21 protein-coding genes are annotated in these 25,045 nt (G+C 47.1%); 7 read left to right on the forward strand and 14 right to left on the reverse strand.

What is annotated here, in order from left to right:
- Positions 1-18 precede the first annotated feature (18 nt).
- The 7 genes from rsmA (at position 19) to rlmN (ending at position 8,058) form a co-directional block, all read left to right on the forward strand.
- The gene (rsmA, locus tag C5684_RS00085; protein ID WP_104639022.1) at positions 19-906 is read left to right on the forward strand and encodes a 16S rRNA (adenine(1518)-N(6)/adenine(1519)-N(6))-dimethyltransferase RsmA; all 888 of its coding nucleotides are present in this window, start codon (positions 19-21) and stop codon (positions 904-906) included.
- Positions 899-2,878 carry a ribonuclease J gene (locus C5684_RS00090; protein ID WP_104639023.1) on the forward strand — a complete coding sequence of 660 codons (1,980 nt, stop codon included), beginning with the start codon at positions 899-901 and terminating at the stop codon, positions 2,876-2,878. Before rsmA ends, C5684_RS00090 begins: the two co-directional genes overlap by 8 nt.
- 85 nt (positions 2,879-2,963) lie before the next feature.
- Positions 2,964-3,935, forward strand: a complete 972-nt coding sequence (msrB, locus tag C5684_RS00095; protein WP_041603003.1) for a peptide-methionine (R)-S-oxide reductase MsrB — start codon at positions 2,964-2,966, stop codon at positions 3,933-3,935.
- The gene (locus tag C5684_RS00100) at positions 3,935-4,900 is read left to right on the forward strand and encodes a KpsF/GutQ family sugar-phosphate isomerase (protein WP_013890677.1); all 966 of its coding nucleotides are present in this window, start codon (positions 3,935-3,937) and stop codon (positions 4,898-4,900) included. The genes msrB and C5684_RS00100 overlap by 1 nt, the downstream gene beginning before the upstream one ends.
- A 9-nt stretch (positions 4,901-4,909) precedes the next feature.
- Positions 4,910-5,149: a DUF2443 domain-containing protein gene (locus C5684_RS00105; protein ID WP_013890678.1), complete on the forward strand. Its 240-nt coding sequence runs from the start codon at positions 4,910-4,912 to the stop codon at positions 5,147-5,149.
- Positions 5,150-5,158: 9 nt separating this feature from the next.
- Complete coding sequence (glmS, locus tag C5684_RS00110) at positions 5,159-6,973, forward strand: glutamine--fructose-6-phosphate transaminase (isomerizing) (RefSeq protein ID WP_013890679.1); 1,815 nt, start codon at positions 5,159-5,161, stop codon at positions 6,971-6,973.
- Positions 6,970-8,058, forward strand: coding sequence for a 23S rRNA (adenine(2503)-C(2))-methyltransferase RlmN (gene rlmN, locus C5684_RS00115; RefSeq protein ID WP_041602833.1), 1,089 nt, complete (start codon positions 6,970-6,972; stop codon positions 8,056-8,058). The genes glmS and rlmN overlap by 4 nt, the downstream gene beginning before the upstream one ends.
- On the opposite strand, the gene C5684_RS00120 is transcribed toward rlmN, so the two are convergent.
- The 14 genes from C5684_RS00120 to ccsA all read right to left on the reverse strand — a co-directional run bounded on the left by C5684_RS00120 (position 8,042) and on the right by ccsA (position 25,038).
- On the reverse strand, positions 8,042-8,812 hold the full coding sequence (locus tag C5684_RS00120) for a hypothetical protein (protein WP_013890681.1): 771 nt from the start codon (positions 8,810-8,812) through the stop codon (positions 8,042-8,044). The two genes, rlmN and C5684_RS00120, sit on opposite strands and share 17 nt — an antisense overlap.
- Before the next feature lie 2 nt (positions 8,813-8,814).
- On the reverse strand, positions 8,815-10,917 hold the full coding sequence (locus tag C5684_RS00125; RefSeq protein WP_104639024.1) for a tetratricopeptide repeat protein: 2,103 nt from the start codon (positions 10,915-10,917) through the stop codon (positions 8,815-8,817).
- Entirely contained in the window at positions 10,917-11,774 is an 858-nt protein-coding gene (locus C5684_RS00130) for a rod shape-determining protein MreC (protein WP_013890683.1), read from the reverse strand. Before C5684_RS00130 ends, C5684_RS00125 begins: the two co-directional genes overlap by 1 nt.
- Positions 11,775-11,782: 8 nt before the next feature.
- A complete protein-coding gene (locus tag C5684_RS00135) occupies positions 11,783-12,820 on the reverse strand; it encodes a rod shape-determining protein (protein ID WP_006016944.1) in 1,038 nt (345 codons plus the stop codon).
- Between the two features lie 20 nt (positions 12,821-12,840).
- Positions 12,841-14,148 (reverse strand): ATP-dependent protease ATP-binding subunit ClpX, encoded by a 1,308-nt coding sequence (gene clpX / locus C5684_RS00140; RefSeq protein WP_013890684.1) that lies wholly within the window; start codon positions 14,146-14,148, stop codon positions 12,841-12,843.
- Positions 14,145-14,951: an acyl-ACP--UDP-N-acetylglucosamine O-acyltransferase gene (lpxA, locus tag C5684_RS00145; protein ID WP_104639025.1), complete on the reverse strand. Its 807-nt coding sequence runs from the start codon at positions 14,949-14,951 to the stop codon at positions 14,145-14,147. The genes clpX and lpxA overlap by 4 nt, the downstream gene beginning before the upstream one ends.
- The gene (gene fabZ, locus C5684_RS00150; protein WP_006016940.1) at positions 14,948-15,430 is read right to left on the reverse strand and encodes a 3-hydroxyacyl-ACP dehydratase FabZ; all 483 of its coding nucleotides are present in this window, start codon (positions 15,428-15,430) and stop codon (positions 14,948-14,950) included. The genes lpxA and fabZ overlap by 4 nt, the downstream gene beginning before the upstream one ends.
- 85 nt (positions 15,431-15,515) lie before the next feature.
- Positions 15,516-16,064 carry a YbhB/YbcL family Raf kinase inhibitor-like protein gene (locus tag C5684_RS00155; RefSeq protein ID WP_199764443.1) on the reverse strand — a complete coding sequence of 183 codons (549 nt, stop codon included), beginning with the start codon at positions 16,062-16,064 and terminating at the stop codon, positions 15,516-15,518.
- Positions 16,065-16,150: 86 nt separating this feature from the next.
- Complete coding sequence (locus C5684_RS00160) at positions 16,151-17,107, reverse strand: NAD(P)-binding domain-containing protein (RefSeq protein WP_104628758.1); 957 nt, start codon at positions 17,105-17,107, stop codon at positions 16,151-16,153.
- A 1-nt stretch (position 17,108) separates the two neighbouring features.
- Positions 17,109-17,306, reverse strand: coding sequence for a cbb3-type cytochrome oxidase assembly protein CcoS (gene ccoS, locus C5684_RS00165; RefSeq protein WP_013890691.1), 198 nt, complete (start codon positions 17,304-17,306; stop codon positions 17,109-17,111).
- Positions 17,306-19,915, reverse strand: a complete 2,610-nt coding sequence (gene alaS, locus C5684_RS00170; RefSeq protein WP_104639026.1) for an alanine--tRNA ligase — start codon at positions 19,913-19,915, stop codon at positions 17,306-17,308. Before alaS ends, ccoS begins: the two co-directional genes overlap by 1 nt.
- 107 nt (positions 19,916-20,022) lie before the next feature.
- The gene (gene murI, locus C5684_RS00175; RefSeq protein ID WP_104639027.1) at positions 20,023-20,784 is read right to left on the reverse strand and encodes a glutamate racemase; all 762 of its coding nucleotides are present in this window, start codon (positions 20,782-20,784) and stop codon (positions 20,023-20,025) included.
- Complete coding sequence (rho, locus tag C5684_RS00180; protein ID WP_013890694.1) at positions 20,784-22,085, reverse strand: transcription termination factor Rho; 1,302 nt, start codon at positions 22,083-22,085, stop codon at positions 20,784-20,786. Before rho ends, murI begins: the two co-directional genes overlap by 1 nt.
- A gap of 121 nt (positions 22,086-22,206) precedes the next feature.
- The gene (ccsA, locus tag C5684_RS00185) at positions 22,207-25,038 is read right to left on the reverse strand and encodes a cytochrome c biogenesis protein (RefSeq protein ID WP_104639028.1); all 2,832 of its coding nucleotides are present in this window, start codon (positions 25,036-25,038) and stop codon (positions 22,207-22,209) included.
- Positions 25,039-25,045: the final 7 nt, after the last annotated feature.

Raw genomic sequence — 25,045 nt, forward strand, 5'->3', positions numbered from 1 at the left:
AGTTTTAAAGTTAGGAAGATGGCAATTTTAGGGCAGCACTTTTTACATGATGCCCGCTATTTAGAGCAGATCTTGCAAGCGATCCCCTGTGAGCACTTTAACAATCAAGTGCAAATGGTGGAAATAGGGGTTGGCTTGGGAGATCTCACCACCAGGCTTTTAGGGAGGCTACCTAAGGGTCTGTTAGCCTATGAAGTGGATAGCAAATTAGCTCAGAGGTTAAGGGCTTGCCTAGAACCCTCTTTGCTAGTGCCTTTAAAACTCGTGGTGGGCGATGTGATGGAGCGCAAAAGGGTTAAAGATGAATCACAACAGACAAACTACCAAGTGGAGCTTTTTAAGGGTTACCCTTTTGCCTTGTCTGCTTGGGGCTTCTTGCACTCTGAGCCGTATTTTTTGGTTTCTAATCTCCCCTACTACATTGCAACGCCCATCATCACCCACGCGCTCAAAGACGCGCTCTGTTTGGGCATGGTTGTGATGGTGCAGGCTGAGGTCGGGACTAAGTTTTGTGCCTTGAGTGGGAGTAGCGATTACGGGGCTTTAAGCGTGTTGGCTGCTAGCGTGTGCCACCAACGCGATTATGTATTTGAAGTTCCTCCGCAGGCCTTTAACCCCCCGCCCAAAGTGCAATCAGCACTGATCCGTCTGCTCAAAGCCCCTTTGGGTCCTAACTTGGGCGCACCTTCTTTGGAGGTCTTAGAGAGCGTGCTTAAGATTTGCTTTAAAGCTAATCGCAAGACTCTGTTTAATAATCTTAAAAGCACCTACCCTCTAGAGTGGGTGCAAGCCTTTTTTGCCAAGCACGATCTTAGCCCCACTCTTAGGCCCCACCAGCTAAACCCTATCCACTATCTAGGCTTGGCACATCTCTCCCAAAATCTTACAGGAGAACAACATGGATAATCCTTCCAAAGATAATCCCCCCAAAGTTGATTTGAGCAAAGAGTCCGCACAAGCCCACCCCAACACGCACAAACCCAAAAACAAGAATTTTGGGGAGTTTGGGCGCAAAAACCGCATCAAACATGGCAGGAAACAAGCGGGCAACCCGGCGATGAGCCACCCGCACATGCAAGAACAAGAGGGCGTTAAGAACATCACCAAAGCCAACGAACGGGGGAATTTGGGCTTTCATAAGGAATTAAAGCAGGGCGTGGAGACTAACCATAAAATCCACATCAATCACCTAAACCCCCATTACAAACTAGATTTGAATGTCAAAGCCCGTGTGAAAATCACACCCTTAGGCGGTTTGGGCGAGATTGGGGGGAACATGATGGTTTTAGAAACCATGCAACAAGCTATCATCATTGATGTGGGGATGAGTTTCCCTAGCGAGGACATGCATGGCGTGGATATTTTGATCCCCGATTTTAGCTACCTACACAGCATTAAAGATAAGATTGTAGGCATTCTCATCACCCACGCCCATGAAGATCACATCGGGGCGGTGCCCTACTTGTTTAAGGAATTGCAATTCCCCCTCTATGGCACGCCCTTAAGTTTGGGGATGATTGGCAATAAATTTGACGAACATGGCTTAAAGAAGTTCAAAAGCTATTTTAAAATCGTGCAAAAACGCCAGCCCATTGAGATCGGCGAGTTCATCGTGGAGTGGATTCACATCACCCACTCCATCATCGATGCCAGCGCGCTAGCGATTCAAACCAAAGTGGGCACGATCATCCATACAGGCGATTTTAAGATCGATCACACTCCTGTTGATAATATCCCCACCGACCTTTACCGCCTCGCCCACTATGGCGAACAAGGGGTGATGTTATTGCTCAGTGATAGCACCAACTCTTATAAACCCGGAATCACCCCCTCTGAGAGCAGCATTAGCCCCGTGTTTGAAAATCTCTTTAAAAACGCTAAGGGCAGGGTGATCATGAGCACCTTTTCTTCTAATATCCACCGGGTGTATCAAGCCATCCAACATGCCATCAACCACAACCGCAAAGTCGCCGTGATCGGTCGTTCTATGGAGAAAAACCTAGACATTGCTAGGGAATTAGGCTATATCCACCTGCCCTTTAAAACCTTCATTGAAGCCCATGAGGTCGAAAAGCTCCAAGATCATGAGGTGTTCATTGTTACCACGGGCTCACAAGGGGAGACCATGAGCGCGCTTTACCGCATGGCAACCGATGAGCACCGCCACATCAGCATTAAGCCTAGCGATCTCATTATCATTTCGGCTAAAGCGATTCCGGGCAATGAGGCGAGCGTGTCCAGCATTCTAAATTTATTGATGAAAAAAGAAGCCCAAGTGGTTTATCAAGCCTTTGATGTCCATGTCAGCGGGCATGCCGCCCAAGAGGAGCAAAAATTGATGTTGCGCCTCATCAAGCCTAAGTTTTTCTTGCCCGTGCATGGGGAGTATAACCATGTCGCCAAACACAAAGAAACCGCAATCGCATGCGGTGTGCCTGAAAAAAATATCTACCTGATGGAAGATGGCGATCAGGTGGAGGTCAATCCTAATTTTATGCGCAAGGTTAAAAGCGTGAAAAGCGGGAAAAGCTATGTGGATAACACCAATAATGTGAGCATTGAGCAAAAGATTGTCCAAGAACGCCTAGAGATTGCCAGTGCGGGCTTTTTGAGTGCGGTTCTTTTTATCTCCAAAGAGGGGCAGGATTTAATGCCCCACTCCAAGATCACCAGTGTGGGGATTGCCAATCTCAAAGAGGAGCGTGCCTTTGTATCTGAATTGCAAGGCTCATTAGGATTGCACATCAAAGCCCTACGGCAAGATGTTTTGAACAATAATAAGAGCCTAGATGAGAGCGTGCGTAATTTTATCCGCAAGGCTCTTTTCAAGCACACCAAAAAATATCCGGCTATTGTCAGCCATGTTTTCGTGCATTAGGGGGCTTGCCATGCGTGCGCTTTTTTTGTGGCTCTTGTGCCTTGTTCCTCTTAGTTTGTTTGCTAAAACCCATCAGGAGAAACCTATGCAACACACGATTTATTTAGCGGGGGGGTGTTTTTGGGGGCTGGAAGCGTATATGGAGCGCATTTATGGGGTCAAAGATGCCTTAGTGGGCTATGCCAATGGCAAGAGCGATCAGACCAATTACCATGAACTCCACAACACCGATCACGCCGAAGCCGTCAAAGTTACCTTTGATCCTTCCCAAATCAGTTTGGATAAACTCTTGCGCTATTATTTCCGAGTCATCGACCCAACCAGCATTGATCGACAAGGCAATGATCGCGGTAGGCAGTACCGCACCGGGATTTACTACACCGATCCTAAGGATCGCCCCATCATCGCTAACGCCCTAGAGCAGTTGCAAAAACACCACCAACAAAAAATCCAAATTGAGCTAGAACCCTTGAAAAACTTTGTGGTGGCTGAGGAATACCACCAAGATTACTTGAAAAAGAATCCGGGGGGTTATTGCCACATTGATTTGAAAAAGGCCAATGAGCCCTTGATCGATCCTAACGACTACCACAAACCCAGCGATGGTGAGCTCAAGGCTAAACTGAGCACCTTGCAATACCAAGTTACCCAAGAAAGCCATACAGAACGCCCCTTTGACAATGAATATGACAAACTCTTCAAACCGGGCATTTATGTGGATATCACCACCGGCGAACCCCTCTTTTTATCCACCGATAAATTTGATAGCGGTTGTGGGTGGCCAGCCTTTAGCAAGCCCATTGCTAAGGATGTGGTCAATTACCAAGAGGATAGAAGCCTAGATCGCTTGCGCACCGAAGTGCGTAGCCGTGTGGGGCGGGCACACTTAGGGCATGTTTTTGAAGATGGCCCCAAAGAGTTAGGCGGTTTGCGCTATTGTATCAATAGTGCTGCCTTGAAATTTGTGCCCCTAGAGGACATGGAAAAAGAAGGTTATGGCTATTTGATCCCCACGCTCAAGGCCGCCATGCTCAAAAAAGAGGTGCATCAAAAATAATGCTAGATTATGCCCGCCATGCGCGCCACACCCTAGAGCTACAAGCCAATGCGCTTTTAAAGACTATAGGGGCACTGGGTAACCCCACCCTAGAGCCCATAATCCACGCCCTAGCCAGTGCGCCTTTGGTTGTGGTGATGGGGGTTGGCAAGAGCGCGCATGTGGGGCGTAAGATCGCCGCCACGATGACCAGCACGGGCACAAAGGCGATCTTTTTGCACCCCACAGAAGCCATGCACGGGGATATGGGGATTGTGGGGAGCCAAGATGCCATCTTAGCCATTAGCTATGGGGGCGAGAGTGTGGAATTGCTCGATGCCCTACGGGTGATCCCCTATAAAACTTTAATTGCCATGAGTAAAGATTCTCAAAGTTCCTTAGGCAAACTGGCAACCCACCATTTAAAGCTAGAAATTGAACAAGAAGCCTTCCACCTCGTGCCGACCACTTCGAGCACTTTGAGTTTAGCCCTAGGCGATGTGTTGGCGGTGTGCTTGATGGTGCATAAAAACTTCCAAAAAGAAGATTTTGCGCTCACCCACCCGGGGGGGCTACTGGGCAAACAATTACGCTTGCAGGTTAAAGATGTCTACCGCACCCAAAACCTACCCCTAGTGAGTGCAGATTGTTCTTTGCACCAAGCCTTGTTGTGCGCTACTGATAAGGGCTTAGGCAATGCCTTACTGGTAAATGAGGCGCAACAATTAGTGGGGGTGCTAAGCGATGGGGACATCCGCCGCGCTCTGCTCCAGCCCGCAAGTTTTGATCTGCATGCCCCGGCTAAAAATTTTGCCACCTTAGAGCCCAAGTGCATTGATAACCCCCACATGCCCTTAATCCAAGCCTTAGAATTCATCGAAACCCACCAAATCTCGCTATTGATCGTGCTAGACACCCAGCAAAGGGTGCTAGGTGTGTTGCACCTACACACACTCTTAGCACTAGGACTTAGCAAACCCACTTAAAGAGGAAACATGTTTGAAAAATTAGAGCTCATCATTAAAAATATTGAAAATTCCAAAGAGGAGATTGAAGTGCTTTTAAAGATCGCCAATATCAGCTTGGGCGATTTTATTTTGATGAAACGGGGGAGCTTAGACATCCCTGACACACTCAACATGGCTTTTTACACCCAAATTGGCGAGCATGTGGAGGAGTTAAAGGAGCACATTAACGCACTCAACAAATACAAACGCGAAATGCTGGTATTTTAGGGGGTTGCCATGTGTGGGATTGTTGGCTATATTGGCAAACAAGAAAAAAAAGCCCTTTTGATTGCAGGGCTTAAGGAGTTGGAGTATCGGGGCTATGATAGTGCCGGGCTAGCCACTTTAGAGAAAAAATGCCCGGTGCTAGAGATTTATAAGACCGATGGGAAAATCAATGCGCTAGAGAGCCTAACTCAGGATTTCACCTCAAAGGGGGAAGGGGTGGGGATTGCCCACACGCGCTGGGCAACCCATGGCAAACCCAGTGCCACCAATGCCCACCCGCATGTTTATGCGGGCAGTGCGATTGTGCATAATGGAATCATTGAAAATTACGCCACCCTCAAGGAAAAATTGCAAAAAAAGGGGCATGTTTTTAGCAGCCAAACCGATAGTGAAATCATCGCCCATTTATTTGAAGCCCAGCTACAAGCCCAGCACCTGCACAGTGCGCCCACCAAAGAACAGGCTTTGCACGCCTTCCAAACAACCATCGCCCAGCTAGAGGGGGCGTATGCGATTTTACTCATCAACACCCATTTTCCCAGCTGTATTTTTTATGCTAAAGAGCGATCGCCCCTACTCATCGCACTTGCCAAACAAGGTATCTTTTTTGCCAGCGCGCCCAGCGCTCTAAGCCAGGCTAGCCAAATGGTGCGCCTAGAGGATGGGGCTATAGGCGTGCTGGATTTACACACGCCCTTTAAGCTGGAGGATTTAGGCACGCCCTCTGCTGTGATCCAAGATAGCGCGCAGAGCGATTTAGAGGGTTTTAAAACACTCATGCAAAAAGAAATTTATGAGCAAGATAAAGTGCTCACCTTGCTAGGGCGGATTAAAGCCCATCAAGTGCATTTAGAACTCCCCAAAGGGTTTTTAGAGGATCTCTCGTGCTTGAGTGTGGTTGCATGCGGATCGAGCTACCATGCGGGTTTGGTGGGCAAATACTTGATTGAAGACCTAGCCCAGATCAAGGTGCAGGTTGAATTAGCCAGCGAATACCGCTATGCCCACCCCGCCACCCAAGCCAAAGAACTTGTGATCGCCATTTCCCAAAGTGGGGAGAGTGCAGACACCCTAGAGGCTCTCAAATTGGCTAAAAGCTTGGACTTAAACACGCTTGCCATTTGCAACACGCAAAATTCCACCATGAGCGCTTTAGCGCATGCCACCCTTTTAACCCATGCGGGTTTGGAACGCAGTGTAGCCTCCACAAAAGCCGTTGTGAGTCAAATCTTAACGCTGTGGCTCTTAGCCCTAGAATTAGGGCACAAACGCTTATCCAAACAAGCCATGCAAGAGCAAATCCAAGCCCTGCATGCAAGCATGCAAGCCATCAAAGATGCCCTAGAATTGCACCCCCAAATTAAAACCCTAAGCGCACAGATTTTAGAGCAAAACCCCAAGGGGTATTTTTTCATGGGTAGGGGGGTGTTTTACCCCCTCGCCCTAGAGGGCGCGCTCAAGCTTAAAGAACTTGCCTATGTGCATGCACAAGGTTATGCCAGTGCCGAGATGAAACATGGACCCATTGCCCTAGCTGATTGCAGTTTATTAAGCATCGCCCTTTTGCCCCAAAATCTCCTTTTTTCTAAGAATCTAAGCAATGTGGAGGAGTTGCGCGCCCGCGATGGGCTCATTTTTGCCATTAGCCCCACGCCCATTGATAACGCCACCTTCCAAATCCAAACCAAGCCCTACACCCACTACATGCCTGAATTTTTTAGCATGTTGGTCATCTTGCAACTCTTTGCCCTAGAGATGGCGCAACTCAAAGGGCTAGATGTGGATAAACCCCGCAATCTAGCCAAAAGCGTAACCGTGGAGTGAGTTTGAAACCCTCTTTATACGGGCTCACTTTAGAGGAGCTCAAAAGTTATTGCGCCCAGCACCATTTTAAGCCCTTTGTGGCTAAACAAGTCTTTAGCTGGCTCTACCAACGCTACGCCTCTAGCTTTGAGGGCATGCACAATCTCCCCAAGAGCTTTAGACAACAAGCCATGCAAGATTTTAATCTAGGCACGCTAGAGGTGGTTGCCCATGAGTGCAGTGCCGATCAAAGCCAAAAGTATTTGTTTAAAACCCCTGATGATCACACCTTTGAGAGTGTTTTTATGGTGATGAAAGACAAACAATTTAGCGATGAGGGGCAATTAATCGCCCAAGAGAAACTGACCTTTTGTCTGAGTTGCCAAATTGGTTGCAAGGTGGGCTGTGTGTTTTGTGCGACCGCTAAGGGGGGCTTTGTGCGTGATTTATCAGCCGCTGAGATCGTACAACAAGTGGTGTATCTCAAATGCGATCACCATTTAGAACCCACCAAGGGGATTAATTTGGTCTTTATGGGCATGGGCGAACCCTTGCATAATTTTGAGCAGGTCGTGCGCGCAATTAAAATTTTAAGCGATCCAGCAGGGCTTAATATCGCCCCCAGACGCATCACCATCTCCACAAGCGGGGTGGCACCCCTCATTGACGCGTTGGGCGCGCTTAATCTAGGCGTGCAGTTGGCAATCTCCTTGCATGCGGTCAATGATGTTTTGCGTTCTAAATTAATGCCCATCAACAAGACTTATAATATCCAAGCCTTGATTGATGCCATTAGGCGTTTCCCTTTAGACACCCGCAAACGCATCATGTTTGAATATTTGGTTTTAAAAGATCATAATGATGGCTTAGAGCATGCCAGGGCATTGTTAAAATTGCTCAATGGGCTAAGAGCTAAGGTCAATCTCATCCCCTATAACCCCATGCCAAATAGCCCCTTTGAGCGTCCTAATTTAGAAAAAGTGCAAGCCTTTGCGGACTTTTTGAATCAAAAAGGTTTGCTTTGCACGATTCGCATCTCTAAGGGGCTAGACATCAGTGCGGCTTGTGGGCAACTACGAGAAAAACGCCTCAAGGCGCGTGGATAAAATATTGACAACGATAGAATCGTTCGCCCAGTTTGGGATCGATTAAGAGCGCATGCAAACCATCGCGTTTTAAGGGCTTGGCATTGCTGAGTTGTTTGTAAAGTAATTTTTCTCTGCGTGTGTTGATATGGGGGGCTAGGCGTTTGAAAAAGGGGCTTTTTAGCAAAGCTTGCTTTTCTGGGTAGGTGTTGCAAGCACTCACTAGATCTTGTAAGAGGATCAAAACCCGTGCTTTTTTCTGGTTGATGGCGGCGTAATGTTTGTTGAGCACGCTAAAGTAGTGGTTTTGCAAGCGGATACAGCGTTTCTGTTCGTCTGTTTTGATGGTGAGTTGGGCTCCTAGCTCGTTAAAAAGGTCGTTTTTGGCACAATCGTTTAACTTCGTGTGGAAAGTCTCGGGGGTATTTGCCTTGTCTTTGCGTTCTTGCTCGCTGTCTTTAACCTCTTGGAGCAAGTCGCTTCTTTGGATTTCAACCCCACCCATCGCCGTGCCCCTAATGTCTTGGGAAGACAAGCCCACATCTTGTTCGATGGGGTGTCCTGAGGAATCTTCAAACATTGGGGGTTCTAAGCGGGTGTAATAAAGCACCTCTTGGGATTGGCGATCGCCATTGATGGGATCGTCCCCAAATTGGTCTAACTGGTTTTGGTTATCTTGGGAGAGGGAGGAGAAAAACATGGGTAAAAACATCCCCATGCACCCCAAAAATCCTAAAAAAACAAGGCTTAAAAATACCACATAGACCCAACGCATGCCTATCCCAAAAGTTGGTCTAAATATTTGACCATTAAATCCACGCTTTGCTCTGCTTTCACTTTGTGGGTGATCGCGCGCAAGATTGATCGCTCCTCTAGCAGGGTTTTAAGTTGCTTAGGGTTTTGCCAGAGTTTTAAGAGTGCTAGGGCTTTACTCACATAATCCTTAGGGCTAAGCGCGATCACGCTTTGGGCTTCTTGGTGGTAGTAGCGTTGGTAATCCTCTAGGCTAATGGCATGGGTGCTGCAAAGCTCTTTAAGGGCACGCATGTGAGCGGATACAAAAGCGTTAAAATTTTCTTGGCGTGCTTGGGGCGTGCTCTCTGAGAGGGTCAAAACTAGCTTATTTTTCCCGCTAAACTCCGCCTTGCTCTCGCCTTGTTGCATGGGGAAGGTGTCTAAGAACAAATCGATCACATGCCCGTATAAATGCGCATCCACATAGCCCACAAATTTAAAACGCTCCAACAAAGAGGGCGGGAGGCTGTGCTCTTTAATGAGTTGCTCTAATTTTTCTTGGATGGCGTGGCTAGACCCAATCCCGCATGCCAAATACACGCTTTGGGGGGCTTGGTGCAAAATTTCTAACACGCTGTGCAAAAACTCCAAGCTATCTAGTTTAGTGAGTCGCCCGATTGTGCCTAAAATCAACGCATTAGGGTCAGACACATAAAATGAGCGGGTTTTTTGCACCAAATGCTGGCTATAGGCATCTAGGGGGGGGTTGTAAAAAAAAGAGAGCATGGGGACAAAAATACCCAGATAGGGCAGATTTGATTGGCTATAAGCCCCAATGGTGGGGGCAATGTGGGTCATATAACCCTCTAGGGTATCTAGATGGTAAGCCTTGTTGCCATGGCTATAATAAATCTGCACAACACCAGAACGGGTGGCAAGCAAAAAATCGCTGATTCCATAGCCATTATTGGGGCTGATTAAAATACGCACTTGGTGGGCATAGAGCAATTCTTTTAGCCTCAAGGCTTTTTCTAAGTGGCTTTGATAAAAGGCATCGCCCACTGGGAGAGTGATCACCTCAATAGTGCCCCCAAAGCCCGCCCACTCGCCCAAATTTTGCAACAAGGCGATTGCTTGGGGGTCATTGGGGCTTTTTTCATCATAGTCCATGCTAAAAACCTTGATTTTAAAGCGTGTATTGAAGGCGGGGTGCTTGGTGAGCATGGCTATTAGTGAGCATTCCACCTTGAAGGGGGAATTTTCCACCAAGCGATCCCGCAAAATGCCAATGATAATGGGCGTGCTGTGTTCCAAGTAGCAAGGGTAGCTTTTAGCATGCGTGGTGCAGTATTGCTGGAATAATCGGGGGTAATGCTTGGAGGCGATCAAGGTAATATGGGTATTAAAATCCTCCCATTGTGCCCCATCGCTAAAGGCGTTCCCACACACATGGTAGATGAGAAATTGCAAAAATAGGGCGTTATCTAGGGCATTTGCCTCCAACAAAGCCACAAATAAAACTTTGTAGGTTTCATAAAGCCCTAACCACTCTTTGGAGGCAAAGTAATGCGGGACATTCCAAAATAAATGTAATTGGGCGTTTAAAATATTGCGCTGGGTCTTGGGGTGGAGGGCTAGAAAGTGGACGGGGTTTAAGAGCTTGTCAAACACGCATTTAGGCACGCTAAAGGGGACTTTTAATTTTGTGAAAAGATCGATGATCAAGGCGTTGTAATGGCATAAAAAGGCACTATCTTGCAAACAAAGTTGTTCGGTTAAAAAATGCAGTGCCTCTAATTTTGCCCCGCTCATCAACTTAGAGATACACGCCAGCTCAAAAAACATGCGTGTCTCGATGGGGTTGCTGCTAGCTTGCATGGCTTGCTGGGCTAGGCTAAAATAGCGTTCAAAGTCCATATCTAGGGCGATCATATCTGGGATCAACAGCCCCAAATACAAATACTTGATTCCCAACACCTCGCCTTTTTTAAATAAGTCGAGGGCTTTAGAAGTGAAGATCTTAAAGATTTCTTGTTGTTTGTCGGGGGGAATGGGCGTATCTAGCAGCGCATCTAAACTATTTTCTAAAAAAAAGACCCCATCGCTTAAGAGCAAATCTTGGTAAAAACGCCCAAAATCAGCCATTAGGGCATGCTCACTAAGGTGGTGTAAAAAATCATCTGATCGAGGGGCTCGACTTGGAGCAAGGCTCTTTTATAAAGGTAGTGATCTTCTATGCTAGCGACTTTGCCGACATAAATCCCCGTGCTAAAGATGTGATCCAAACCACTGGTGAAAACCGGGTCTCCTACTTGTATGGGCGCATAGGCGGGCAAAAAACTCACATAGGTATTAAACGACTCGCTGGTGATAAAACCATAATAGACTTTCCCGCCATTTTTGACCATCACGCTATAGCTAGTCTGCGGATCGCCATGCAAGAGCCCCACAAAACGCCCATCTCTTTGCACGGCGATTCCTATGGTGCGGTTAAATGCCACCATGCCCAAAATCTGATCTTTGGGGTAGGAGGCTTTGACATCTAGGAGTAACTGGTGGGTATCGCCCAACTTGGCAAAGCCATAAACCCGTGTGAGCGTGAAAAGCGCAGAGGGGAGCAGGGCTGACTCTAGGGGGGTTGGGCAAACATGGGGGTTTTTGGTTTTGTTAGCAAGGAGGGCAGATAGGTTTGAAGTGTTGGGCGCATAGGTCTTTTGGAGATTTTCTAAATCGCCAATAGTAGCTATTAGAGCCTTGTTTTTGCTGATCAGATCAGCATAGGCGAGTTTGAGATCGCGATAACCTTGTAGTTGTTGCTGGTAATCCTCAATCATTTGGGCTTGCTGGAAGTGCTTTTGGTAGCCCACAACAAAATAATCTTTGGTGTTTAAAAAAAAGACCTTGATTTTATCGCTTAAATAACTGCTAGACCCGCGGATGTCTAGCAAATACAAGATAGTGAAAAAAACGCCTAAAACTAAAATGCCCCGCTTGCCAACCAAACTTGATCCTACAAATCCCCTAGACTACTCAATAAATCCAAATCTTCAATGGCTTTGCTCGTGCCCCTAGCCACCGCCAAGAGCGGTTCTTCGCCCACAAAAACGGGCAACTTGACAATATTACTCAAATATTTATCTAGCCCACGAATCAAAGCCCCCCCACCGGTCAAAACGACCCCATTTTCCACAATGTCCCCAGCCAAGTCAGGTTTGACCTCTTCTAAAACAGATTTTAAGGCGTTGCTGATTTCTTTAATTTGTTCCTTGATCGCCTCTCTGACATCTTCGCTGTTAAGCTCAATGGTGTTTAAAATCCCGCTCACTTGATCGCGCCCGCTCACCTCCATTTTTAAAGGGGGGTCTAGCTCAATGGCTGATCCAATGGCGATTTTAATTTCCTCGCCCGTGCGCTCCCCAATCTGCAAGTTATAAGTTTTGCGGACATAATCTACAATACTAGCATCTAACTTATTGCCCGCCACACGGATACTCTTGCTCACCACCAGCCCCCCAAGGCTAATCACCCCAATTTCTGTTGTGCCCCCCCCAATATCCACAATCAAGCTCCCTTGTGGGTCTTTAACAGGCAAGCCCGCCCCAATGGCTGCAGCCATGGGCTCTTCAATCAAAAACACCTCCCTAGCCCCCGCACTCATCGCACTCTCTTTAACCGCCTTGCGCTCCACACTGGTTAGCCCATAGGGCACACAGACCATGATTCTAGGGCGGATCAAGGATTTGCGTTTATGCGCCTTTTCAATAAAATAACGAATCATTTTCTCGGTGATGTCAAAATCGGCAATCACCCCATCTTTCATGGGGCGGATGGCTTGCACGCCAGCGGGCGTTTTGCCAATCATCTCCTTAGCCTCACTCCCCACCGCTAAGACCTCCTCCATGCGATCGTATTTGTTGAGTTTGACAGCGACAATGGAGGGCTCATTGATGATAATACCCTGCCCCTTGACAGACACCACGGTATTAGCCGTGCCTAAGTCAATCGCCACATCGTGAGAAAAAACACCGATTATTTTATCTAGGATCATGAAACTCTTTCTGTTGGATTTTAAGAGGGCATCAGCAAGGGTTTATTTTTTTTAATTAGCAAGGGCTTTTCTTGCTTGAGCACGCACTCTTTAGTGATGATAACTTGGTAGTCCTTGAGACTGGGGAGATCAAATCTAACATCTAAAGTGAGATCCTCCATGATGGCTCTTAAGCCCCTAGCCCCGACTTTGCGCTTAATGGCTAAATTGGCGATCTCTTCAACCGCATCTTCTTCAAACACCAATTCCACATCGTCCATTTTAAACAGCTCTTGGTATTGCTTGATGAGGGCGTTTTTGGGTTTTTGCAAAATATCAACCATCGCCTCTTTGGAAATGGGTTTGAGTGCAGAGATCACGGGCAAACGCCCAATTAACTCAGGGATCAAACCATAGGAGATCAAGTCCTCAGGCTCGACTAGGTGCAAAATATCCTCAAGTTGTTCTTTGGTCTTTTTCTCACTCCCAAAGCCCAAGACATTGCTATGCACGCGTCTTTTAATGATGTCAATGATCCCATCAAATGCCCCGCCACAGATGAATAAAATATTGGTCGTATCAATTTGGACAAAATTTTCATTGGGGTGTTTGCGCCCACCTCTAGGGCTCACATTCACCACCGCCCCCTCAATGATCTTTAAAAGAGCTTGTTGCACGCCTTCCCCAGACACATCGCGCGTGATGGAGCGATTTTCTGAGAGTCGGGCGATCTTGTCAATCTCATCAATAAAGACGATCCCGCGCTGGGCGCGCTCCACATCCCCATCGCTAGCCTGTAACAAGCGCGTAAGGATATTCTCCACATCCTCGCCCACATAGCCTGCCTCAGTTAGACTAGTCGCATCGCTAATGGCAATAGGCACATTTAAAAAGCGTGCTAGGGTTTGTGCCATCAAGGTTTTACCGCTTCCGGTGGGCCCTACTAACAAAATATTGGACTTAGAAATCTCCACCTCTAGGGCGGTGTTTTCCGTGTGCTTTTCTTGGTAATTGAGCCGTTTGTAGTGATCATAGACCGCCACGCTTAAAACCCGTTTAGCCTCCTCTTGCCCGATCACATAGTTATCCAGCGCTTCTTTAAGCGCGCTAGGAGAGGGGATCAAAGACATGGGGGGGGTTTTGCTTGGGGGGAGCATGCCCTCAATGTGATCGAATTTGCGTGGGTGCAGAGTGGGTAATTCTGTGTGGAGTTCTTTATAGAGATATTCCACACAATATTCGCAAATGTGGGTGTCCTTGCCAGACTTACGCGAAGAGAAAATTAAGCGGCGGTGGTGGTGTAAGGTGCTTTCAGGCTTATTACAAAAACTACAATAACGGGTATTCATGTTGCCTCCTCATCTTGGAAGTATCCTTCTTTAATGGCAATGCCCCGATCGCTTTGCAAAACAAAGTTACAAATCTCTTGGGCGTGTGGGTTATCTGGGTATTGTTCTAAAATTTTAAGCGCATTGTTGCGGATCGAAGTGTCTTTGAGATCAAAGAGTTTTTTATAAAGGACGCTGATAAAGTCAATCTCGCTTCTTTCTAGGAGTTTGCGCATGCGGTATCTGTTTAGCCCCCGAATGAACGCCCGGTTGCCCTCAGCATTGCAATAAGGGGGGACATCTCTACCCAAAGCACTTGCCCCAGCGACCATGCACCCCTTAGCGATCCTTGTGAATTGGTGGATTGCAGTCAGTCCGCCAATATTGACATGATCGCCAATCTCAATATGCCCGGCTAAGGTTACCCCATTAGCCAAAATGCAATGATCCCCGATTTTGCAATCATGGGCGACATGCACATAAGCCATCAGTAGATTATGGTTGCCAATAATGGTTTGATTCCCCCCGCCCTTGGTGCCCGGGTTGATCATGCAATACTCACGGATCAAATTATGTTCCCCGATAATGAGTTCTGATCGTTCGCCCCCGTATTTTAAATCCTGGGGGATCGTGCCTAAAGTGGCGTAGGGAAAAATGGTGGTGTGCGCCTTGATCGTGGTGATTCCTAGCAAAGTAACATTGTTGTAAAGTTCCACCCCCTCCTCTAGCACCACATCGGGTCCAATGACACAAAAATGCCCGATCTTAGCCGTGCTATGGATTTGCGCATGCGGATCCACAATGGCACTAGGAGCGATGTTCATGCTTTTTCCTCCTTGCGATCCACAATCATCGCTTTAAGCTCGGCTTCAGCGACAACTTTGTCCCCCACCTTAGACACGCCCGCCACCTGCCAAATCATGCCCTTGTGTTTTTGGACTGCCAAATGATAATGTAATTGATCCCCGGGAATCACCGGATTTCTAAACTTAACCCGATCAATGGTCATGAAATAAACAATTTTCGTGCTCGCAGCCACCGGATCATAACCAAAAAGACTAATAAAAGCCAGCAACCCCCCCGCTTGCGCCATGCCCTCCACAATCAGCACACCCGGATAAATGGGTTTGCCCGGGAAATGCCCCATAAACACCTCTTCGTTATAAGTGATATTCTTATATGCATGCACATCTTTAAAAGTCTCCAAGCGCACCACCCGATCCACTAACAAAAACGGATAGCGGTGTGGGAGAATTTGGCTGATCGCATGGATGTCAAAATCAAAGACAGAACCCTCTTGCATCTCCAACCCTTTTTTATTTTTCAGCACCACTTCAAGCGTAAGTAGCCCCCGATCCTAACACACCTAAGTTTAAAACTCAATGAGACTAACGCGCACGCATTTGGGGGTATTTGAACTCCACACGCCCAAAGCCTAAGATATGCCCCCGCATCGCATCGTGCAAGTGGTTAATGAAAAAAGGGGGTTTTAGATCCAAATGCGCCACATCGAGGGCATAGACTTGGATCAAATAATGGTGATCGCGATCGGGAGGCATAGGTCCAATATAGTCGCTGTTGGCTAGATTGGAAGCCTGCTTTTGCTCTGGGCTTAAAGAGGATCGCCAATAGCCCTCTGTGAGTGAGTTGATCCCTTGTGTAATATCCTTATCCTCTTTGGAGGCATTTTCAAGCAACTCCGTGCTGGTGATATTACCCACCACCCAATGGATGAAGGGTTTGCCCATCACCGCACTGGCATCGTAATCCACGATCTCTAGGGCATAGCTCTTGGCTCCGGGCACTTTCTCCCAGCTAATTTTAGGGGATCGCTTGGGTAAGCCATGATCTAAAAACTCTGCCTCGGCATTCCCCCCAAACTTAAGGTCCAAAAACCCCCGATCATCTGTTTTGACAAAAACTTTAAAAACCTGCATGTGTTCTCCTTGACTAAATTGGATTGAGCCTAACATTAAAATCCCAATAAAGAGTAGCCACCCCGCCTTAAACTGCATTTTTAGCATTAGGCTAATTGTTCTTTAAGCACTTGGGCGACATCAAAGCCGGCATTGAGTCCAATCCCAATACTCGCCCCCGATTTATAAACGATGTCCCCCACGATGTATAGATGCTCGATATTGCTTTGGTGTTTGTCATCCACAATGGGTAGGTTAGACGCATTTAAAGACACTTGGCATTTTTTCAAAAACTCTAAAGGCGTAGAACCCCCAATGGCAAATAAAATCCGATCATAGACCCCATGCGTTCCATCATTAAAATTCACTTGGATACGCCCCTCAACAGCCTCTAAGCCCTCAATATCCACGCCCAGTTTTTGCTTGAGGTTGTTAGCAAAGGCTTCTTGCAAGGCATTTAAATTTTCTGCATTCACACGGCTAAAAGTCTTTTGCCTATAATTTAAAGTGGTGTGGTTGGTGTTAGCAAGTGCGATGGCATATTCCACAGCTGAATTACCCCCACCCACCACTAACAATTCCTCGCGCTCCTTGCAATCATTGATCGTATAGACCACTTGGCGCATCACCTCCACAGGGATCGGGTAGCTGGGGCGGTTGGGTTGCCCCATTTTGCCAATGGCGATCACCACAGCGCGCGCTTGCAAGACCTCATTACTGCCCGTTACGACCTCAAAGAGATCGCCTTTTTTTTGCACGCTTTCAATGCCGCATTTATAACGCACCTGCGTTTTATGCTCCTCTAATGCCTTTTCAAAAACCGCTAAAGCCCCCTCTTTGTCTGTATCCCCAAAGGGGATATGCCCCCTAATATCCACAACTTGCTTGCGGTAATCTTTATCCACTCTCTTATGCGCTTTGTAGTATTTGCGTAACATGCCACAACATTGTTCCTCTTTTTCGCATAACAAAACTTTATGGATTCCATTCAACTGGCACTCTATGGCGGTGGCAATCCCACTAGGTCCTGCCCCCACGACCAACACATCGTAAATTGTCGTCATATTACCCTTTCTTTTTCTTCAATTCCTCTTCTTGTTTGGCAAGGTTGAGATCCTCAGGACCATCGTATAAAAGCGACTCCAACATCTTTTTTTCATCGCTAAATTGCTTGCCTTTTAACCCCCATAAAAAAATGAGTAAGCCTACCAGCCCTAAGATCAAGGACACAAAGAGCATTAAAAAAAGGGTATTGGTATGCACTAACTCTCCAAACTTTTTAACGCAACTTGGCTCAACTCTTGGGCTATGGCTTGGATTTCTTGTGCCCCCCATTCTGCTTGATCTTTTTTACTAATACTCAAAGAGGCATGGTCTTTTTTGCCCCCACCCTTTGTGGTGTAGTCCAAACTCTGCACATGCGTTTTTAAAACCTCTAGCAAAGCCAGCATGTCATAAGCCCCCACACTCTTAAGCACCACATCTAACGCATGCTTTTGGGCGTTATGGTGCTTGAAAATCGCCACTAAAGGCTCTTGATTTTTCTTATATTGATCCACAAAGGCAAAGAAAGTGTTTAAATCTTGTTTTTGTGCCAACAACACCGCTAGCTGGAGCTTTTTATGGGCAATGGGATAGAGTTTGAGGGCTTCTAGGCAGGCGTTCGCTCCCTTAGATTTTGCCCCTTGCTGTTCTTTTTGCGCTAAGGCTTTGAGCAGATCGGGGTTTTTAAGCCTTTGGCGGGCTTCTTTGAGTATAGCACGCTCCTTAGCCACAAAGTCATAATAAGCCCGCCCACACACCGCCTCTAAACGGCGCACCCCCGCACTCACGCTAGAACTTTTAATCACCGCAAAGCCCCCAATATGCGCGCTATTGCTCACATGCACCCCCCCGCACGCCTCCAAGCTCCCAGCAATCTCTACCACACGCACTTGTTCTAAGTACTTATCCTCAAAGAGCATCACTGCCCCACTGCTCTTAGCACAACCAACCTCCATATTCTCTATAGCCGTGCTTGCCCCCGCACAGATTTTATCATTCACAAAGGCTTCAATTTGGGCGATCTCGGTGTCCTCCAAGTTGCGATAAAAGCTAAAGTCAAAACGCAAACGGTGGGGCTCAATGTGGCTGCCCTTTTGCTGGATTTGGGCGTTTTTATGCTCTTGCTTGGCAATAGCCCCTAAAATCTCTCTTAGGGCAAGGTGTAAAAGGTGGGTTGCGCTATGGTGTTTGGCAATCTCAGCACGATCAAAGACTTGGGCGATCACCTCATTGCCCACTTTTAAACTTGCTCCGGGTTCTAACTCTAGTAAGCTGGCATTGATCCCCCCCACCTTTTGGGTGTCCAAAACCTGAGCCAATAAAACATGGTTGGTATCCAAGATCGCCCCCCTATCCCCAATAGGCCCGCCCCCTTGCGCATAAAAAGGGGTTTTATCCAACACAACATACGCCTTGCAATCCATGCCCATGTAGAGTGCCACAACCTTAGCGCGCACCTCCTCATAGTCATAGCCCACAAATTCATTAGGCTCTAGTGCACTCAAATCCAACGCCTTTAAGCCATCTTTGGCATTGCTCTGTTTAAAACTATGCATGGAGCGTTGTTTTTGCTCTTGCATGCACGCTTGGTATTCTGCCATATTGACATGCATGTTTTTATCACGCAACATGTCCATGGTCAAATCTAGGGGGAAACCATAGGTATCATAGAGTTTAAAAGCCACCGCCCCACTAAAGCTCGACCCGCTACACTCTTGCAAGGCATTTTCAAATAAATGCATGCCCTTATTGAGCGTGGCTAAGAATAATTCTTCTTCAACACGGCATTCGGCTTGGATACTCTCTTGATGTTCTTTGAGTAGTGGATAATCATGCATAGACTCGCACAAATCCCCCAAGATTTGGTAGAAAAAGGGCGCGTCTAACTCCTTGCCCTTGCTGAGTTCCAACAAATACCCATGCCTGAGTGCCCGCCTTAAAATGCGTCTGAGGACATACCCCCGCCCCGTATTCTCAAAATACACCCCCATTGCCAGCAAAAACGCCACACTCCTAGCATGATCGGCTAGCACCCTAAAGGATTCTAAATGTTCGCGATAGTTCAGATCAAAGACATTAGCAATGCTAGCCATCAAGGGCTTAAAGAGCGAGCTATCAAAGTTATTATGCACGCCCTCTAAGAGAGCCTGCACGCGCTCTAAGCCCATGCCCGTATCAATGCAAGGCTGGCTAAGTGGGCTTAAAACCCCCTGTTCAGAGCGATCATATTGCATAAAAACCAAATTCCAAATCTCTAAAAAGCGATCCCCCTCCCCCCCAAAATAATCCTCTTTGGAGTGGAAATGTTTGTCCCCTTGGTCAATATAAATCTCACTGCAATACCCACAAGGCCCCGTATCTGCCATTTGCCAAAAATTGTCCTTATCGCCCATTTTTTTAATGTGATCGGGGCGGACAAATTTTTGCCAAAGTGCATAGGCTTGCGTGTCTTTTTCATGGACGCTGATATAAATATCTTGTGGCTTGAAACCCAACTTTTGGACGAAAGAAAAGGCGTAAGCGATGGCTTCCTCTTTAAAATAATCAAAAAAGGAAAAATTACCCAACATCTCAAACAAAGTATGGTGGCGGTTGGTATAACCCACATTTTCTAAGTCGTTATGCTTGCCTCCTGCACGCATGCACAGCTGGGCACTGGTGGCGCGCCTGGTAAAAGGTTTGGTTTTGCCTAAAAAAATATCTTTGAATTGCACCATGCCCGCATTGGTGAAGAGCAAAGAAGAATCCGCAGGCACGAGACTAGAACTTGGCACCTCCATGTGATCGAGATGCTTGAAATGATCTAAAAAAGCTCTCTTGATCTCCATTATTCCCCATTGCTTAAAATAAGGGCGATTTTAGCCCAAAAAAACTTAGTTTCAGCATAAGATGGCAACCTCGAGCCCATTTTGGTGCTGTTGGTGGGCTTGCTCGTTTAGTTTGCTAAACCCAACCACGCTTTGGCTTGAGCTTGGAGCATGCCCACATCTCCACTAGCAAAAAAGCGCACTTGGGAGGGGCTAGGCAAGGGGCTTAGGTGGTGGTGCTCTTGCAAATATTGCACAATGGCATTCCCAGAATGCACAAACTGACAAGGGTGCTTAAAATAGCGGGTAAAATAATCTTGCAAACTGGAGATGATCAAGGGAAAATGCGTGCAACCCAGCACCACCACATCGGGGGCTTCTAGGAGGTTTTTAAAATAATATCGCATGCAAGCCTCTAACAAATCCCCTTGTAAAACCCCCTCTTCAATCAAGGGGACAAAAAGTCCGGTGGCTAGGCTTTTAATAGAGCTATAACCATGCGCTTTGAGTTCCCTTTCATAACGCCCAGAGCTGATGGTCGCCTTAGTGCCCAGAACTAAAATAGAGGCATTTTTAGGCGTACTTTGTGTAATAGCCAACGCCCCGGGCTCAATCACGCCCACAATGGGCATGGTGGCTTGCTCTCTCATGGCGGACAATGCCCATGCGCTCACGGTGTTACACGCCACAATTAGCAAGTCGATTTGGTGGGGCTTGAAAAAGTCCAGTGCCTCTAGGGAAAAGCGTTCAATCGTGGCTTTATCCTTAGGACCATAGGGCACGCGGGCGGTGTCGCCATAGTAGATCACCTCTGCAAATAAGCGCGCCTCCAGGACGCTTTTAAGCACGCTCAAACCCCCCACCCCGCTATCAAAAACCCCCACACGCATTAGGTATTTTCGTGCATGAGATTCAAAAACTCTTGGTTATCCTTAGTGGTTTGCATTTTGGAGTAAATAAAATTGAGGGCTTCCACATCATCCATTTGTTGCATGACATTTCTGAGCACCCAAACCTTAGTGAGTTTGTCCTTGCCTAGCAAGATATTATCTTTGCGCGTGCCGGATTTGAGCACATCAAAGGCGGGGTAAATACGCCGATCGGAGATGCTTCTAGCGAGCACGATCTCGCTATTGCCCGTGCCTTTAAATTCCTCAAAGATCACCTCATCCATACGCGATCCGGTTTCAATCAAGGCAGTAGCAATGATGGTCAAGCTCCCCCCCTCCTCAATGTTGCGCGCAGCTCCAAAAAAACGCTTAGGTTTGTGTAAAGCGTTAGCATCCACGCCCCCGGTGAGCACCTTGCCACTAGAGGGCGTTACGGCATTGTAGGCACGGGCTAGGCGCGTGATCGAATCTAATAAGATCACCACATCTTTACCCATCTCCACCCGCCTTTTAGCCCGCTCTAGCACCAATTCGGCGATGCGGATATGATTGGTAGAGGGCAGATCGAAAGTGGAGCTAAAAACCTGCCCTTTAACGCTTCTTTGCATGTCGGTTACTTCCTCAGGGCGTTCATCCACTAACAACACAATCAATTCCACCTCCGGGTGGTTGGAGGTGATCCCATGGGCTAATTCTTTCATCAATTCGGTTTTACCCGTGCGGGGTGGGGCGACAATGAGCGCGCGTTGCCCCTTGCCGATGGGGCTAAAGAGATCGAGCATGCGCCCGGTTACTTTGGTGGGCTCATATTCTAGTTTGATTTGTTCGGTGGGGAAAAGCGGGGTGAGGTTATCAAAGAGCGGGCGGTTGCGGATTTCATCTAAGGGCAAATAATTGACCGCTTCAATTTTAAGCAGGGCATAATATTTTTCCTGATCTTTGGGTGGGCGCACCTGCCCGGTCACCACATCGCCATTTCTGAGCGCAAAACGCTTGATTTGGGAATGACTCACATAGGTGTCATTTTGGTTATCTGAAAAACTCCCATCCATCCCCCTTAAAAAGCCATAGCCTTCATTGGCGGTTTCTAAAATCCCGGTAAAAAGAATATACCCGCCCTGACTCACTTGATTTTTGAGGATTTCAAACATCAAATCTTGCCGTTTGAACTCTTGGGGGTTTTCCACCTTTAATTCATTGGCAATTTCTAGGAGTTTTTCGGTGGGCTGGGCGCGCAACTCCTCGATGCGATACCCGCTTACAGGGGTGTGTGTCTTTTGCTTGTGGTGCTCTTGCGCCATTAACATCCTTAACTTACATTGGTTTTGCGTTTTGACAGATTGGCAACGCTATTAAATCGGTTAAGAGGAAAACAAGTATGCCCAAATTCTAGTGAAAAAATGGGCAAAAGTCAAGGACTGGCTAGAGCTTAGCCATCACTAATTTACGCTTCAAGCCCGCTAGCAAAATTAAGATGAAGGTCGAAGCCACAAAGGGGTAGAGAAAACTAGGGATGGGCAAGGGATCGCCAGCAGCATAGCTATGCATGCCAGAGAGGTAATAATTCACCCCAAAATAGGTCATCAAAATGGAGTAAAAGCCCAACACGCTAGCAGAGGCAAAGACATAGGGCATGAACTCAAAGCGTAAAAAGCGCAAATGCAAGATCACCGCATAGACCGCAATGGAGATGAGCGCCCAAGTTTCTTTAGGGTCCCAGCCCCAATAACGCCCCCAAGATTCATTAGCCCACACACCCCCCAAAAAGTTACCCACAGTGAGCATGAAAAGCCCTAAGATCATGCCCATTTCGTTAATGGCACTTAATGAGAGAATCGTTTGATCGATGTGGGGGCGTTTTTTGCTCCGCAACACAAATAAAATCAAGGTCAAAAGCCCCAAGATAAAACACAAGCCCAAAAAGCCATAACTAGCCGTGATGATGGAGACATGGATATTGAGCCAATAAGACTTGAGCACGGGCACAAGATTGCTAATTTGGGGGTCCATAAAGCCCAAATGTGCGACAAATAACGCCGTGCCGGCTAAAAAGCTAGAGGCACATAGGGCTAAATTGGAGCGCAAGATCAGCCCGGCTAGCACAGCCGCCCAAGAGATGTAGAGCATGGATTCATAGGCATTGCTCCAAGGCGAATGCCCGCTAACATACCACCTTAAGAGCAAGCCCGCACTATGGGCTAAGGCGCACAAGAGCAATAGCCCGTAAAATCCCCAATGCAACCAAGCATGCGGAGCCTTGTTTTTGAAAGTCCCCACCAGCACCACGATCAGCAACACCACACCCAGCAAGAGATAGGGGATGGTTAAGGCATTAAAAAAATTGCTGTGGTTTAGGAAAATCTCGGAGTTAATGCGGCTGGCAGGTAGATAAAGTTTGCTATGGGCTTGTTGGTAAGCCCCCAGCTCTTTTAAAGTTTGGTTGATGCCATCCCATTTATTGCTCTCCACCCCCGCATCAAAGCCCACAAACAACGCGCGCAAAAAATGCGTGGCTTGCTTGACTAACTCGGGATCACTGCTCTTGATCGCCTCAGCTGGGGAGAGCCATGCGTTGGAGTTTTTCTCCGGGAAAATCTTTAAAATGCTCCCACTAAAGATCATATAGACTAGATTAATGCGTTCATCAACTTTGAGCACATCTTTATCAAATTCATCGCGATCTTTGGGGGCTTTTTGGTTGATCTCCTCAACATAGTTTTGCAACTTATACCCATGCGGGCCAAAGACATCTAAAAAGGCAATGCGTTTTTGGTGGGCGGGTACGCCTAGCATGGTGCGTAGTTTTGGCGTGGAGGTGTAGATCATTTTGATACTCTTATAATCATCCGGATAGAGCATCATGCCCAACATCACTTGGATATTATCCATGCCCTTAAAACCATCTTCATGGGTGATCTTGTGGATCAAATCCATGCTCAGAGTGTCTAAGGGCTTGATACGCCCCTCAAAACCTTGAATCTGCAGGCGTTGGAACTGCCCTAGCTGATCTTTGGAGTGCGCCTTGAGATTTTTCATGCGCTGGATGATTTGGGCGTTGATATTAGCCATCTTCTCTTTTTCTAGGCTGAGTTTCCCCATATTATCTAAAGGCGTGGCAACCGATTTGCCCCCATGCATGTCAATTTTGCCCTGCTTGGAATCATCAGCGCGCAAAGTGTGAGTGCTCAAAGCCACCAAAGAGGCTAATAAAAAGGCATTGATTTTTTGAGATTTTAAAAAACGGGAGAGTCTTTGGAAACGCCCACTATGGCTAAAGAGCATCAACACCGCACCCAAGATCAACACGGCATAACCCAAGTAGGTTAGATTTTTGCCTGGATCCCGATTGACCGATAAGATCGTGCCCTTTTCATCGCGATCGTAGGAGGATTGGAAAAAGCGGTATCCGCCATAATCCAAAACATGATTCATGAAAATCCGGTAGGGCATGATGAGTTGATCCTTAGAATCCAAAACCTCAATTTCAGAGGCATAAGAGGAGGGGCTCATCGATCCGGGGTAGCGTTCCAACTCAAAGCGTTTGAGCTTGAGCTTGAAGGGCAGTTCTCTTTGGGTTACGCCCCAATTAATGGCAATTTGCATGCCCTTAAGGGTGGCGACCACGCTCTGACTCTCAATCCCATGCCCGCCGATAATTTCATAAACATGGCTCTCCCCATCATAACTTGCCTTGAGTTCTAATAACGCGCGGTTGTCTCTTTTGTCAGCACTTTGTTTGAGGACTTTGAGGGGCTCTAACAAAAGGGGTTTATCATAAACCATCACCTCTTGACTAGGGAGGTATTTGGAAAAGGGTGAGAGATTGCTTTTAAAGGAAAAATCCAGCGGGGCTTGTCCGGGTTTCTCAATGTGTAAGTTCAAGTAAGTTGCGGTGGTGGTGATTAAATTAGAGGTTTGGTTTTCACGGATGTGCATGGTGGCTTCAAACCCAAAAAAACGCGTTACCCCAGCACCTAAGATAATCAGTACCAATGCGCTATGGAAAAAGATACTCACATAACGCCTTCTTTGGAATGCCCTAGAGGTGATCAGCGTGCCTACGATGACCATGAGCAAATACACATGCAGGGCACTAAACCACCAAGTGCCATAGACCACCGCTTGGGCAGCGGGCGTGCCATAGTCATTTTCAATAAAGGTCGCCATCGCACAAGCTGTGGCATAGACGATCATCAAGGGAATGGCGACCCAAAAAGAGCCAAAAAAGAAACCAAAGATTTGCTTGACTTGCATATTTTAA

Origin of the sequence: Helicobacter bizzozeronii, assembly GCF_900196775.1 — a bacterium.
Lineage (GTDB): Bacteria > Campylobacterota > Campylobacteria > Campylobacterales > Helicobacteraceae > Helicobacter > Helicobacter bizzozeronii.

Excerpts from the sequence above, each read along its gene's own strand:
- rsmA (WP_104639022.1), top strand. The coding sequence starts at position 19 with ATGGCAATTTTAGGGCAGCACTTTTTACATGATGCCCGCTATTTAGAG.
- C5684_RS00090 (WP_104639023.1), top strand. The coding sequence starts at position 899 with ATGGATAATCCTTCCAAAGATAATCCCCCCAAAGTTGATTTGAGCAAA.
- msrB (WP_041603003.1), top strand. The coding sequence starts at position 2,964 with ATGCAACACACGATTTATTTAGCGGGGGGGTGTTTTTGGGGGCTGGAA.
- C5684_RS00100 (WP_013890677.1), top strand. The coding sequence starts at position 3,935 with ATGCTAGATTATGCCCGCCATGCGCGCCACACCCTAGAGCTACAAGCC.
- C5684_RS00105 (WP_013890678.1), top strand. The coding sequence starts at position 4,910 with ATGTTTGAAAAATTAGAGCTCATCATTAAAAATATTGAAAATTCCAAA.
- glmS (WP_013890679.1), top strand. The coding sequence starts at position 5,159 with ATGTGTGGGATTGTTGGCTATATTGGCAAACAAGAAAAAAAAGCCCTT.
- C5684_RS00120 (WP_013890681.1), bottom strand. The coding sequence starts at position 8,812 with ATGCGTTGGGTCTATGTGGTATTTTTAAGCCTTGTTTTTTTAGGATTT.
- C5684_RS00125 (WP_104639024.1), bottom strand. The coding sequence starts at position 10,917 with ATGGCTGATTTTGGGCGTTTTTACCAAGATTTGCTCTTAAGCGATGGG.
- C5684_RS00135 (WP_006016944.1), bottom strand. The coding sequence starts at position 12,820 with ATGATCCTAGATAAAATAATCGGTGTTTTTTCTCACGATGTGGCGATT.
- clpX (WP_013890684.1), bottom strand. The coding sequence starts at position 14,148 with ATGAATACCCGTTATTGTAGTTTTTGTAATAAGCCTGAAAGCACCTTA.
- lpxA (WP_104639025.1), bottom strand. The coding sequence starts at position 14,951 with ATGAACATCGCTCCTAGTGCCATTGTGGATCCGCATGCGCAAATCCAT.
- fabZ (WP_006016940.1), bottom strand. The coding sequence starts at position 15,430 with ATGCAAGAGGGTTCTGTCTTTGATTTTGACATCCATGCGATCAGCCAA.
- C5684_RS00155 (WP_199764443.1), bottom strand. The coding sequence starts at position 16,064 with ATGCAGGTTTTTAAAGTTTTTGTCAAAACAGATGATCGGGGGTTTTTG.
- C5684_RS00160 (WP_104628758.1), bottom strand. The coding sequence starts at position 17,107 with ATGACGACAATTTACGATGTGTTGGTCGTGGGGGCAGGACCTAGTGGG.
- alaS (WP_104639026.1), bottom strand. The coding sequence starts at position 19,915 with ATGGAGATCAAGAGAGCTTTTTTAGATCATTTCAAGCATCTCGATCAC.
- murI (WP_104639027.1), bottom strand. The coding sequence starts at position 20,784 with ATGCGTGTGGGGGTTTTTGATAGCGGGGTGGGGGGTTTGAGCGTGCTT.
- rho (WP_013890694.1), bottom strand. The coding sequence starts at position 22,085 with ATGGCGCAAGAGCACCACAAGCAAAAGACACACACCCCTGTAAGCGGG.
- ccsA (WP_104639028.1), bottom strand. The coding sequence starts at position 25,038 with ATGCAAGTCAAGCAAATCTTTGGTTTCTTTTTTGGCTCTTTTTGGGTC.